Here is a 12241-nt window from a genome sequence, read left to right on the forward strand (position 1 = left end):
GAACCCAGTTTATCTGGTCACTCTCAGGCGGCTACTTCCTTCTCGTCTTCAATCTCCAGTTCGAGATGGAAGTTAGCTGGCCCCGTCAGGTTGACCAAAGCATCGAGACTGAACTTATTAATCTGGCCGTTCAGCAAGTCGTTGAGGCGGGGTTGGGTGATTCCCAGACGATGTGCAGCCTCTTTCTGAGTAATATCCCACTCCCTTACACGGCCAGCAATCCTCGCCATGAGCTCGGAGCGCAGCCGCATGTTCAGCGCCTCTTCAGGAGTGTCCTCGATGGCGTCCCACACACTGTCGTAATACTCGATGGCCATTTTCTAACCTCGCTTGGTGGTTGGGCTCAGGGCAGCTCCTTGTATCGCTGCTTGCCCAAGTCGATGTCTTTTTTGGCGGTCTGCTGGGTTTTCTTCTGGAAGCAGTGGAGCACAAATACCGCGTCGCCCCGGTTGGCCACGTAGAAGACCCGAAAGGCGCCGTTGTGTTCCCGAATGCGGATTTCCATGACACCAGGGCCAACGCTTGGCATTGGGCGGAAATCGTCCGGCTGGCCTCCAGCCTGAATCTTGTCTATCTGAAACCCCGCTTCTCGCTTGGCGTCCAGAGAGAAGTCGCGCAGCCGATCCTTCGAGTCTCCAACGAATGCAACAGGTTTCTTGCGCGCCACGCTGGCTCCTTAACTGCCATAAATTTATATCAGCTCAGATATAATAAACTCATCAATCGAATGCTTCAAGCTGCTTCCACTGTAGCCGTATCACCAATAAGATGCCGTTGACTATTCGCACTTGGGTTGGCGGTCTCAATGACCAAATGCAATATCTTACCCTCCGGTATGGTTTTGCCACGACTCATTGCTATTGCGACCTCTCTACTGAAGACCGAGCCGCCATCATGCAGATGCGGGTTCACTACTAAATCCGAACCATCGCCCGACAATTGGAACATCCGCCCAGCGCCATCTCACGGGAACTGGCATACCAAACAATCCGTTCTGACAAAACCTATGATGCCAGTCTCGCCGGTTTCAGAGTCCGGCTAACCCGCTGCCGACCTCAGCAGCAGCCTAACGGTCATTTATGCTGTAAATTTTACATTTTATTTTGTGACACTCTTTAGCGTGCTAGATTGACCTTAAATTACCTAGACAGCATTTCAAAAACCGACGGAAACCCTTATATAGCAGGCTATTTAGACAAATAACAACAAATAAAGCAGCGCTAAGAAAATCAAATCAATCCGGCTCATAACCCGAAGGTCATCGGTTCAAATCCGGTCCCCGCTACCATATTTATCAGAAAAGCCGTTACCGAAAGGTAGCAGCTTTTTTGTGTCTATACCAAGGGCGTTGATGTTAAGTATTCACATTATGCCCCTCTTGGCCCAGCCTTCCCTTCAGATTTACATGATTAGCATCGTTCCGGCTTGAATATGGCGGTGACTGCCTGCATATCATAAGCAATTATTTTTCTGTGAAGCTGAGTTTACCCATGTCAATCATTGATCCTCGCACCGGCAAACCGCTGACAGCGGATACCGCAAGCACGAATACTGCTGACACCGAACGTGCGCCAGTGCGCCCTGAAGATGTGATCATCGAACTTGATGCGAGCAACATTCAGCAAGTGCTGGAAGCGTCAATGCAAGTGCCAGTACTACTGGGCTGCTACTCACCAGCCGATAGTAGCTGCGCCACACTGCTGACGGTACTGGAGAAGCTGGCGCTCGAATACGCGGGCACCTTCCTGCTTGGTAAGCTAAATACAGACGCTAACCAGGAAATTTCTGCACAGTTGGGTGTACGAGCGGTACCGGACGTTAAACTGGTGAGCCAGGGCGGCCTTGTGGATAATTTTCAGGGCGCACTACCCGAGAAAGAGGTGCGTGAATGGTTAGGGCGCTACTTCCCTGCCCCGGCCGATGCACCAGAGAGCCCTGAAGAGCAGGCCGAGGCGGCGCTTGAGCAAGGCGACACCGCAACAGCCCACGGCATTTACCAAGACTTGGTGACGCAATACCCGGAACACTACGCCTACCAAGTGGCGTTTGCCCGCGTATTAGTGGCTGAAGGGCGCGGAGATGAGGCGCGCAGCGTGCTGGAAAATCTCCCCCCCGAAGAGCGCGATGGCCCCGCAGCACGTGGCGTACGCGCCAGCATTACGTTCAGTGAACAAGCGCTTTCCGCAGAAGACATTGCGGCCTTGGGTGAGCGCGACGATAGCGAAGCACAGTTCCAGCGCGCCCTGCGTCAAGTGGCCGATGGTCAATACGACGCAGGGCTTGAAGCACTGCTTACGCTAATGAAGCACGACCGTACCTACAACGACGACGCGGCACGTAAAACGCTGCTGCAGGTGTTTGATGCGCTAGGCGCCGACCACCCGTTGACGGTCGCCTATCGCCGCAAGCTGTTTGCGCTGCTTTATTAATGGCTAAGGCTTCAATAGCGCATCCATGCGCGTTAATGCTGCTTCCAATTGAGCACCCGTAGTACCAAAATTTAGCCGTACAAAGCCGGGGTAGCCAAACGCTGCCCCATCTGAAAGCGCCACCCCGGCCTGCTCCTTGAGCGTTTGGTAAGGCGTTTCTCCCAGCCCCGCTTCCCTCATATCAAGCCAGGCCAAATAGGTTGCCTCCGGTGCGCTTAGATGCACACCCGGCCAATTGGCAACGCGTGCTTCAAGCGTGGCGCGGTGCTGACGCAGCACATCCAGCAGCGCTTGACGCCACGGTTCACCCTCGCGATACGCCGCTTCTGCCGCCACTAACCCCAGCACGTTAACATCGGGCAACAGGCCCTTGCAGGCAGCGGCAAACCGCTGGTGCACTTCGGGGTCAGGGATGATCGCACATGCGCTGCTTAACCCCGCCAGGTTAAAGGTTTTAGAGGGCGCCCAAAGGGTAATCGTGCGTTTGGCTAGCTCAGGAAACATAGCCGCTAACGGGCGATGCTGAGCATCTTTATCCAACAGTAGATCGCAGTGTAGTTCGTCAGAGACAACCCATAGATCGTGCTGTTCAACCAGTTTCACCAACGGCGCCAACTCTTCACGGCTCCAAACCCGCCCGGTCGGATTATGCGGATGGCACCAGAGTAATATGCGTGTTTTGGGCGTGATGGCGGCTTCAATCGCGCTAATATCCAACTGCCATGGCTCGCCTGGGCGTTTAGGCGCGGCCAGCATGGCCTGCTGGGGCAAACGCCCGGTACGCTCAGCGACGGCTAAAAACGGTGGATAAATAGGCGCTACCGTTAGCACGCCATCGCCTGGCTGGGTTAACGCCAGCGTGGCGAAGTGGAGCGCGGCCACGACACCCGGCAGCCAGTGCTGCCAGTCGGGCTGGATCGTCCAGTCATAGTGCGTAGCGCTCCATGTGCAGAGCGTTTCTGTTAACGTAGCAGGCACTTCTCCGTAGCCGTAAACACCATGAGCGACCCGTGCTTGTAGCGCCTCAATCACCGCGGGCGGCGAATAAAAATCCATGTCGGCAACCCATAGAGGCAGTACTTCACCGTTATAGCGATGCCATTTTTGGGATGAGTAGCCACCTTCGGGGTGGCGTCGCTCGATAGGCGTGGCAAAATCAAAAGCCATAACAGATCTCACTTATTGACGAAGGTTGGGAACGAGCATGCCGCAAGATGATTTTTATACCAAGGTACGCACAGGATTATCAGCGCTATTGCGGCAATGGCAAGCGCTTGGTCAGGCCGATGCTGACCAGTTAGCGCTCATACTGGCGGAAACCGCACGGGTTGCCAAACTGGGCACGCCGGACACGACGCCTGATGGGGCAATGCTTAAACACTGGAGCCAAACACGTGAGGATGACATTCCGCTGTGGGCACCTCGTACAGCGGTTTTTCTGCTCAACCAAATGCCTGCCAAGCCAACACCTCAAAGCGAGGCTGAAGCCTGTGCCTGGGCTTACTGCTGGCTGCGCAACCGCACGTTTAACGCGTTAGAGGCCGCGCATTCTGCGCTTCCAGCCCACCTTCAAGCACCACTAAAAAATGCTTTGGAGGCTGCCTGGCGCGATCAGCAGGGACTACGTTTAGTATAAAAAAACGTTAATGCTTTCGATAGCGCGGCTTGTTGTGCAGCGGGCGGATATACTGGCTGACAAACGAAGAAAAATGTTTAATCAATTATAAGGATAGTCATTGATGCTGGACGTTCCGATTAGCTGGCAACTGGCCAAAGTAGCGGTGTCAGTCACGATGGTGCTGGGGCTGGGGGCGATTGCTGTACGTGTGAGCCCCAAAGTGGCAGGGCTTTTATCAGGCTACCCTTTGGGCACCGCGCTGGCACTGTTCTTTATTGGCTTGGAGATATCCCCAACGTTTTCCGCTGAAAGTGCCATTCATACACTCGCGGGCTTTACCGCGACCATGGCACTTGGCGCGGGTTATTGGCTTTGCGGCCGTAAACCCGGCTTGAAGGGGGTCGCCAGCGGAATGGCAGGCGCGATCACTCTATGGCTTATGGCAAGCCTGGTGCTTGCCCAGTTCGATTTTACTCGCTTAACGGGTACGCTGGTGACGCTTTGCGCTATCGTATTTTTTACGTGGATTTTCCGGCGAATACCCGACAGTCTGGCCACTGCACGTCAGTCTTTCTCATGGGGTGCTTTATGTATTCGCGCCTTGCTGGCGACGCTTATTGTCTTTGCCATCACAAGCCTTGCCCATTGGGTACCGCCTGCCTGGGCAGGCACGTTGGCGGCTTTCCCCGTCACCATGCTGCCTTTCCTGCTAATTTTGCATATAACCCAAGGCCCCGCGCCTACCGCGACCGTTATCAAACACTACCCCGTGGGGCTGGGCTCGCTGTTAAGTTACGCCCTGTGTGTCTCTTATACGTATGAAACGTTGGGGCTTGCCTGGGGCACGCTGGCCGGTTTTCTGGTAGCAACGCTATGGCTGCTGGGCTGGCTACAAGTCCAGCGCTGGTTTGCCAAGCGACGTGAAGGCAACAGGCAAACGGCTTGACCGAACGCTTTCCTGAATTTACAACTCCTGCCAACGATAAGGTGATTGCCATGTTTACCCGCACGATTGAGCCGGCGTTTTACGATACGGATGCGCTGGGCCATATTAACAATACGCGCCTACCCGCCTGGTTTGAGCTGGCCCGCAACGACCTATTCAAGCTTTTTACACCTGACCTGAACCCGAAGCAGTGGCGTTTGATAATGGCGCGGATGGAAATCGACTACCGTGCAGAACTGTTTTACGGCCATGACGTCGAATTACGCACCTACTTAACGCGGCTGGGCAATAGCTCATTTACCGTCACTCAGGAAGCACGCCAACATGGCACGCTCGCCAACCTCGGCCACACGGTGATGGTACAGTACGATCACCAGGCTAAATGCGCCGTACCTATTGAGGGCACGCTGCGCGACGCCTTGTCGACTCACTTACAAGATGCGCCCGCCTAACGCACCAACCCGCCGGACGGGGCGACCAGGAGCACAGCATGGCCATTCGCTATAATCTCTGGCTGGACCCTGACAATACTGCGCAGCATCGCGCTGTCGAAGAGGATATTGAGCGCTATTTTATTGAGCGCTTTGCAGACTATCCGCATATCCGCTTGTTTGGGGCTGACCCTTACGATTATGATGCCCCGTTTAACCGCCTTTATGACGTACTAATGGCGCGGGCCGCCGAGTATTGCGAGCGGACATGGTGCTATGTAGCGTCTCCTGAGCAGTTGAATCGCTGCTTTTTTCGTGCTGTTGGCCGCTCCAATAAATTTGTTCAAGACGACCGTTCGTGAGAGACCAACCTAATGGTGATCCGCACCAACCAGGCGCCCGATGAGCGTCAGCTGGCGATTATTACCCAGCAGTTAGGCCGCGCACCACGTGGCATCGAAGCCGTTGCCGCCACTGATAGCGAAGGCACACCGCTGGTGCTGCGTATGGCGCCGATTGTTGATAGCAAACCCTTTCCTACCCTGTACTGGCTCTGTTCTGATGTACTAAAGGTAGAAATTTCACGCATTGAAGCGGTGGGGGTTATCAAATCACTTGAGCAGCGCCTGCAAGAAGAGCCAGAATTTCTAGCGCATTATCAGCAAAGCCATCGTGACTATGTAAAAGCCCGCTGGGATTATATGAGCGATGCCCAGCGAGCAGAGGTTGCACGGCTGGGATACACCGATGTGTTGACCGAGCGTGGCATTGGCGGTATCAGCAACTGGCAACAGATACGCTGCCTGCACACTCAGTATGCCCATCATTTATGTGGCGATAATGTGATTGGTCAGTGGATGGATGAGCACTACCAGGTAGACCAGCACCTTCCATAACACCGCTTCTCTCATAAGCGTTAAGGAACCCAATTAATGTCCCGAATTTGCGTTTATCTCGGCTCACGAGAAGGTAACAGCCCGGCTTATCGCCAAGCAGCCCAGGCATTAGGTACTGTGCTGGCAGAGCGGGGGCACACCTTGGTATACGGCGGCGCGCGTATTGGCCTAATGGGCGAGCTTGCTAATGCGTCGTTGGCGGCAGGCGGCAACGTGATAGGCGTTATGCCGGATCATCTGGTAGAGCGCGAGCAGGCGCACTTTGGACTCACCGAACTGATCCGCGTGCCCAACATGCATGAACGTAAAGCCACCATGGCCGCTAACGCCGACGCATTTATTGCCATGCCAGGCGGTATCGGTACCTTTGAGGAGCTGTTTGAGATTTGGACCTGGGGCTATTTAGGCCTGCATGAGAAGCCCATGGGCCTACTGGATACCGAGGGGTTTTATACGCCACTATTGGCATTTCTCGACAACACCGTGACGCAGGGTTTTCTAGCTCAAACGACACGGGATATGCTGCTGGACGCGGTAACACCAGAGGCGCTACTTGACGCGCTGGAGAGTCAGCTTAGGTAGAGGTGAGCGAAGCGGGCATGGCAAGCGCGCTACGCGCCGCGGATAACGTTGCGGGTGCGCTGATAGGTGAGCTGGAGCAGACGGGCATCTTCTCCCGCCCGGTGACGATGGATATCGACCTCGGTAATCATGGCCTCTTTGGTGCCGCTCCATATCGCTTGCTGCTCTTCGCTCAACAAAATGCGCAGCGCCTCCAGGCGGAAGCGAGGCAGCATGCCGGCATGGTGGAACAACAGCGAAAGCCAGGTATTATCGTAGCCCCAGCTGTCGCTGTACGCTTTGCCTAACCCGCTTAACTCATCGTTGAGCCACTGGGCCACCTGACGAACAGGGTGTCCTTCCTGGTACAAGCGATCACGCGAAATACCGTGCAAAAGCTCTGCTTTAGGGTCCCAGTGCGTCCACTCATCCAGTGGCTGAATAAGAAACGCGCAGCAGCTACCGTCAGCACGTGCAATGCCAACTTCTATGGGATAACTACCACGCCCAAATCCGGACGCTTCAATATCTAATACAGTGGGTAGCGTCTCGGACACTGACTTCCTCATTCAATCATTGGGCGCAATCATTACTCGTTAGCCCATTATGCGGCGGTCACATCGTTGTGCGGATGATGCTCAGCGAACTGTTCCCAGTAGGCAGCCTGGCTCGCATCTATGCTTAAGCCTAGTTCACCCAAGCGATAGGCGCTGGCCAGCCGCTCAGCAGCCAAATAGTGACCGGACTGCGCCGCACGGGCATACCACGTTACCGCATAATCTTCACGGCGCGGGTACTGCGCGCAGCCGTGCTCGTAGATCTGGGCCACCTGGTACTGCGACTTCACATCGCCCGCTTGAGCGGCTTCCACCACATAGCGTGCCCCCCGCGCTTTGTCCTGCGGCGATAAGCTACGATGAAACAGCATATGCCCGTAAACGGACAATGCATCAGGATGCCCCGCTTCAGCGCAGCGCTTGAACAAACGCATGGTAAGACGCTGTGTGCGCTCTGAACGCGGTAACAACCAACGGTTTTGAAACAGCCGTTCAGCTAAACGAAACTCTAGCCGAATAAACAAAGATGATGCCTGCGGCATGGCAAACCACCCTGCCAATTTGTTGAGATATTGAATTAGCGGTCACTACATCATTTGACTGCCAATCACACGAAAAACCGGGGTCAGCCGGCCAATGGGGTGGCAAGCATACGCCTGCCTTTGCGACGACTCAACCCCATTGATTTGCTGCTTTCAAATAGCCTCGCTAACATGCCTCTCACGCACCGTCATTCATCACCTTTACAAACGCCCATTCGGCGATAATTTTCGCTTTAGCGAGGAGACAAAAATGCAAACGCGCCCACTTGGCAGAACGGGAATTGAGGTCAGTCGGCTCTGCCTTGGTACGATGACGTTTGGCGAGCAAAACAGTGAGGCAGAAGCTCACGAACAGCTGGATCGCGCCGTCGCTTTCGGTATCAATTTTATCGATACAGCTGAGATGTACCCCGTACCGCCCAAAGCCGAAACGCAAGGATTAACGGAAACCTATGTGGGCAGCTGGCTGAAACAGCGTGGCGACCGCGATGACGTTATTATCGCCACCAAGGCGGTAGGCCCGGGGCCTGAGCATATCCGAGGTGGCCCACGCTTGACGCGTGACCATATTCACCAGGCCATCGACGCAAGCCTTAAGCGTTTACAAACGGACTATGTCGATCTTTATCAGCTGCATTGGCCAGACCGCAACACCAACTTTTTCGGCAAGCTGGGCTACGCGCATCAGGAGAATGAAGATGCCACGCCGCTTGAAGAGACACTTTCTGCACTCAAGGAGCTGGTGGATGCTGGCAAGGTAAGATCGATCGGCCTCTCCAATGAAACCCCGTGGGGCGTCATGCGCTCGCTTCAATTGGCCGAAAAAATGGATCTACCGCGAGTGGCCTCCATACAAAATCCTTACAACCTGCTTAATCGCTCGTTTGAGGTGGGCCTGGCGGAGATTGCTCATCGCGAAGACGTGGGCTTGCTGGCTTATTCCCCTTTGGCCTTTGGTGTTCTTTCTGGCAAATATCTTAATGGCGCATGGCCCGAAAAAGGCCGCCTGACGCTTTATGAGCGTTTTAAGCGCTACACCTCACCAGAGGCAGAGGCGGCGACAAAGGCCTACGTTGAGCTGGCCCGCGAACATGACCTTGACCCCGCACAAATGGCACTGGCGTTTATTAATTCACGCAGCTTTCTTACCAGCAACATTATTGGTGCCACCACACTGGACCAGTTGGAAAGCAACCTGGCCAGTGAGAGCCTTAAGCTGGACGACGATGTGCTTAGCGCGATTGAAGATATTCATCGCCGGATGCCAAACCCCTGCCCCTAAGCATTGATACACACACTATTAAAGCGATAGCCTCGGCCAACGCCGAGGCTTGATATACTATCGGCCATGATTTTGTTCTTATCTGGTTTTGCATCGGCCGAAGGAGCTCACCTTGCTAAGCGTTATTTCGCCAGCGAAAACGCTGGATTTTGAAACGCCCTCCACCACTCACCAGGTGACACAGCCCGGCTTTCTAACGGAAAGCCAAGCGCTAATCGATATCCTGCGTGATTATTCACCTCAGCAGATCAGTGAGCTGATGGGCATCAGCGACAAGCTTGCTGGCCTTAATGCGGCACGCTTTGCTGAATGGGAGCCGCCGTTTTCACTAGAGAATGCCAAACCTGCCGCTCAAGCGTTCCAAGGCGATGTTTATACCGGCCTGGAAGCTCAAACATTCAGCGATGCGGATAACCGGTTTGCCCAGCAGCACTTGCGTATTTTGTCAGGTCTGTATGGCTTGTTGCGCCCACTGGATCTAATCCAGGCGTACCGCCTGGAGATGGGCACCAAACTGTCTAATCAGGCGGGTAAGGATTTATACGCGTACTGGAAGCCTACACTGACCAACGCCCTTGATCAGGCTATTACAGAAAGCGGTTCAAAGGTTCTGGTGAATCTTGCTTCTAATGAGTACTTTAAAGCGGTAGATGCCAAAAAGCTGAACGCCCGCGTCATCACGCCAGTGTTTAAAGATGAGAAAAACGGCACGTTTAAAATCATCAGCTTTTATGCCAAAAAGGCTCGAGGCTTGATGAGCGCCTGGATTATTCATCAGCAGGTGAATGACCCTGAGGCGCTTACAGCATTTAACGTGGCAGGCTACCAATTTGATGCAGCGGCTTCTGAGGGCGATACGCTGGTGTTCACACGCAAAGAAGCCGACCGATAAACGTTTCCCCTTTTGCTAAAAAAAAGTTACGCCGCGTGAGGAGCGCGGCTTAAGCAACCGGCGATGTACCTCTTTAAATAGTGCGGTATCACAGCGATCAAGCCACTCGTAAGCCACCATATCCGCCGTCACCGCAATGGCGCCTTGCGCACAGGCACGCTCACGCGCAAAGCGAGCTTCCTCACAACGTCGGCTGGCTGTCGCTTCACTTAGCCAGTACACACTATATCCAGCTTCCAGCAAGCCAAGCGCACTCTGCAACACACAGATGTGTGCTTCTGTGCCACAGATCACGACTTGTTGCACCGACTGGGCCTTTAATGCCTGGGCAAATTCAGGCGCTTCCATGGCGCTGAAATGATGTTTTTGCCAAACCTGATGTTCACCCAACTCACTTATCAAACTAGGTGCCGTCCCCCCGAGTTTTTCAGGGTATTGTTCGGTAAGCCATACAGGCACTGCTAAAGTTTCTGCTACGTTTGCAAGCCAAGCGGCCTCCTTTATTACCTGCAAACCGCCTTCAACCACCGGCAGTAAGCCTGCTTGAAAGTCGATCATTAACAATAGGCTACGATCTCGTTGTAGGCGCATACCTTCCTCTTATTCTTTATGCTTATTAGTGCCATTAAGATAACCCATTCTGACAGCTGAGGCGCTAAACTAGATGCCCAATACTTTCTACACGCTCATTACATTGGGCTTGTTTTCTTAAGGCTTTGAACATTGGAGATTGCCATGTTACGACAATTGTTTGTCATGCTGCTGGTCAGCGTTATGGGGTTTAGCGTTGCGGTGGAGCATGCGGAAGCGCGTCGTATGGGGGGTGGTGGCAATATGGGCAGCATGTCCCGTTCTGCGGACCGCCCGGCCAGCACTCCCAGTACACAACAAGCGCAAGGTGGCCAGCAACAGGGCCAAGCGGGTGCGGCAGCACGTAGAGGCGGAATGGGCGGTATGATGGGCGGTCTTCTGGCTGGTGGGCTAATTGCCGCACTCTTTTTCGGCGGTGCCTTTGATGAGCTAAGAATGATGGACCTGCTCATGGTGGTCGGTATCGCAGTGCTTGCTATGATCGCTTTCCGTGCGTTTATTCGCCAGCGACGTCCAGCGCATGCTTCCGAACCCAACTACCAACGCACACAGCACGTACCATCAGCGCCTGCTGCTGGCTCAGTAGGCGCTGTGCCTGGTAGCCTGGCAAGCAACCTGCAAAGCACGCCGACCTGGTTTGATAAAGAGCCGTTTTTAAACGGTGCTAAAGAGCATTTTATGACGCTGCAGCGCGCCTGGGACAATAACGACTTTAGCCAGATTCAGGAGTATGTCACTCCCGAGCTCTATAACCTGCTACGCTCCGAGCGTGCTCAGCATCCTGCCAATAACCGTACTGACATCGTACGTTTATTTGCCGAATTGGGGGATATTAACGAATACGAAGGGCATGCTGAGGCAAGCGTGATCTTTCATGGCGTTATAGAAGAGAATGGAGAGCAGACCGAGTTCAACGAGTCGTGGCACTTAACCCGTGCAATGCGCGACCAAGCGCCCTGGTATGTGCAAGGTATTGAGCAAAACCCTGGCGCTTAAAACGCGGAGCTATACCTTCAAACGGCCGCTTTTAGCGGCCGTTTTTCTTTCCACAGGGCAACCTAATCAACCGTTTAAATCAACATAGTGAATTAGTTTTCAGCAGCTTCTTCGATACTCTCACCCGCGCTTTCAATGCTTTCGCCGGCGCTTCCAATACTATTATCAATACTTTCACCCGTCTCTTCAGCAGGCCCCTGGTTATCACAGGCAGCCAAACCGCCCGCGAGCAGAGCCATCAATACCGCCGCTGACAACTTCTTAATCATTTGTCCATTCATCCTGTTTCTCCTCCTGAGATAACGCATAAGGCGCTCTTCTATCAACGTCTGCACCATTTTAAAGATAACAGCATGCTACCACCACCCATATCAGGTAGCGGCTGTGGCAGGAATGCGTCAATAGGACGTTCCAGATGTGGGCCCGTGAGCTTGAGGGATCCCCTCATAATCCGCGTCTAATAGCGTGAAGTATCCCGTTTTCGCAGGAGCAAACTTTTC

General features: G+C 53.9%; 17 protein-coding genes. 10 read left to right on the forward strand and 7 right to left on the reverse strand.

Annotated features, from left to right (window positions below):
• Positions 1-23: 23 nt before the first annotated feature.
• Together FKN99_RS17395 and FKN99_RS17400 are read right to left on the reverse strand one after the other, a co-directional pair.
• The gene (locus FKN99_RS17395) at positions 24-317 is read right to left on the reverse strand and encodes a helix-turn-helix domain-containing protein (protein WP_039860777.1); all 294 of its coding nucleotides are present in this window, start codon (positions 315-317) and stop codon (positions 24-26) included.
• Positions 318-343: 26 nt separating this feature from the next.
• Positions 344-667 (reverse strand): type II toxin-antitoxin system RelE/ParE family toxin, encoded by a 324-nt coding sequence (locus FKN99_RS17400; RefSeq protein WP_035565904.1) that lies wholly within the window; start codon positions 665-667, stop codon positions 344-346.
• 823 nt (positions 668-1490) lie between these two features.
• Between FKN99_RS17400 and FKN99_RS17405 the strand changes: the two genes are divergently transcribed.
• A complete protein-coding gene (locus FKN99_RS17405; RefSeq protein ID WP_172119050.1) occupies positions 1491-2429 on the forward strand; it encodes a co-chaperone YbbN in 939 nt (312 codons plus the stop codon).
• Between the two features lie 3 nt (positions 2430-2432).
• Here FKN99_RS17405 and FKN99_RS17410 read toward each other — a convergent pair whose 3' ends face one another.
• On the reverse strand, positions 2433-3596 hold the full coding sequence (locus FKN99_RS17410) for a MalY/PatB family protein (RefSeq protein ID WP_172119051.1): 1164 nt from the start codon (positions 3594-3596) through the stop codon (positions 2433-2435).
• A 37-nt stretch (positions 3597-3633) separates the two neighbouring features.
• Here FKN99_RS17410 and FKN99_RS17415 point away from each other — a divergent pair, with 37 nt between their 5' ends.
• From FKN99_RS17415 to FKN99_RS17440, 6 genes are all read left to right on the forward strand, one after another.
• Positions 3634-4065, forward strand: coding sequence for a hypothetical protein (locus tag FKN99_RS17415; protein ID WP_172119052.1), 432 nt, complete (start codon positions 3634-3636; stop codon positions 4063-4065).
• Between the two features lie 103 nt (positions 4066-4168).
• The gene (locus FKN99_RS17420; RefSeq protein ID WP_172119053.1) at positions 4169-4993 is read left to right on the forward strand and encodes a hypothetical protein; all 825 of its coding nucleotides are present in this window, start codon (positions 4169-4171) and stop codon (positions 4991-4993) included.
• 50 nt (positions 4994-5043) lie between these two features.
• Positions 5044-5445: an acyl-CoA thioesterase gene (locus FKN99_RS17425; protein ID WP_172119064.1), complete on the forward strand. Its 402-nt coding sequence runs from the start codon at positions 5044-5046 to the stop codon at positions 5443-5445.
• Positions 5446-5483: 38 nt separating this feature from the next.
• Complete coding sequence (locus FKN99_RS17430; RefSeq protein WP_172119054.1) at positions 5484-5786, forward strand: hypothetical protein; 303 nt, start codon at positions 5484-5486, stop codon at positions 5784-5786.
• Positions 5787-5798: 12 nt separating this feature from the next.
• Entirely contained in the window at positions 5799-6320 is a 522-nt protein-coding gene (locus FKN99_RS17435) for a DUF501 domain-containing protein (RefSeq protein ID WP_172119055.1), read from the forward strand.
• 36 nt (positions 6321-6356) lie between these two features.
• Entirely contained in the window at positions 6357-6902 is a 546-nt protein-coding gene (locus FKN99_RS17440) for an LOG family protein (protein ID WP_172119056.1), read from the forward strand.
• A 29-nt stretch (positions 6903-6931) separates the two neighbouring features.
• Here the strand turns inward: FKN99_RS17440 and FKN99_RS17445 are convergent, their stop codons facing one another.
• Entirely contained in the window at positions 6932-7438 is a 507-nt protein-coding gene (locus FKN99_RS17445) for a hypothetical protein (RefSeq protein ID WP_172119057.1), read from the reverse strand.
• A 47-nt stretch (positions 7439-7485) separates the two neighbouring features.
• Complete coding sequence (locus tag FKN99_RS17450; protein WP_172119058.1) at positions 7486-7980, reverse strand: tetratricopeptide repeat protein; 495 nt, start codon at positions 7978-7980, stop codon at positions 7486-7488.
• Between the two features lie 250 nt (positions 7981-8230).
• On the opposite strand from FKN99_RS17450, the gene FKN99_RS17455 reads away from it, so the two are divergent.
• Together FKN99_RS17455 and yaaA are read left to right on the forward strand one after the other, a co-directional pair.
• A complete protein-coding gene (locus FKN99_RS17455; RefSeq protein WP_172119059.1) occupies positions 8231-9262 on the forward strand; it encodes an NADP(H)-dependent aldo-keto reductase in 1032 nt (343 codons plus the stop codon).
• A 112-nt stretch (positions 9263-9374) separates the two neighbouring features.
• Positions 9375-10154, forward strand: coding sequence for a peroxide stress protein YaaA (gene yaaA, locus FKN99_RS17460; protein WP_172119060.1), 780 nt, complete (start codon positions 9375-9377; stop codon positions 10152-10154).
• A gap of 15 nt (positions 10155-10169) precedes the next feature.
• Here the strand turns inward: yaaA and FKN99_RS17465 are convergent, their stop codons facing one another.
• Positions 10170-10745, reverse strand: coding sequence for an isochorismatase family protein (locus FKN99_RS17465; RefSeq protein ID WP_172119061.1), 576 nt, complete (start codon positions 10743-10745; stop codon positions 10170-10172).
• Positions 10746-10889: 144 nt separating this feature from the next.
• Here FKN99_RS17465 and FKN99_RS17470 point away from each other — a divergent pair, with 144 nt between their 5' ends.
• Positions 10890-11741 carry a Tim44 domain-containing protein gene (locus FKN99_RS17470; protein WP_172119062.1) on the forward strand — a complete coding sequence of 284 codons (852 nt, stop codon included), beginning with the start codon at positions 10890-10892 and terminating at the stop codon, positions 11739-11741.
• Between the two features lie 92 nt (positions 11742-11833).
• Here the strand turns inward: FKN99_RS17470 and FKN99_RS17475 are convergent, their stop codons facing one another.
• Positions 11834-12022, reverse strand: coding sequence for a hypothetical protein (locus tag FKN99_RS17475; RefSeq protein WP_172119063.1), 189 nt, complete (start codon positions 12020-12022; stop codon positions 11834-11836).
• Between the last annotated feature and the right edge of the window lie 219 nt (positions 12023-12241).

Origin of the sequence: Halomonas hibernica (assembly GCF_013183775.1) — a bacterium.
Classification (GTDB): domain Bacteria; phylum Pseudomonadota; class Gammaproteobacteria; order Pseudomonadales; family Halomonadaceae; genus Vreelandella; species Vreelandella citrativorans.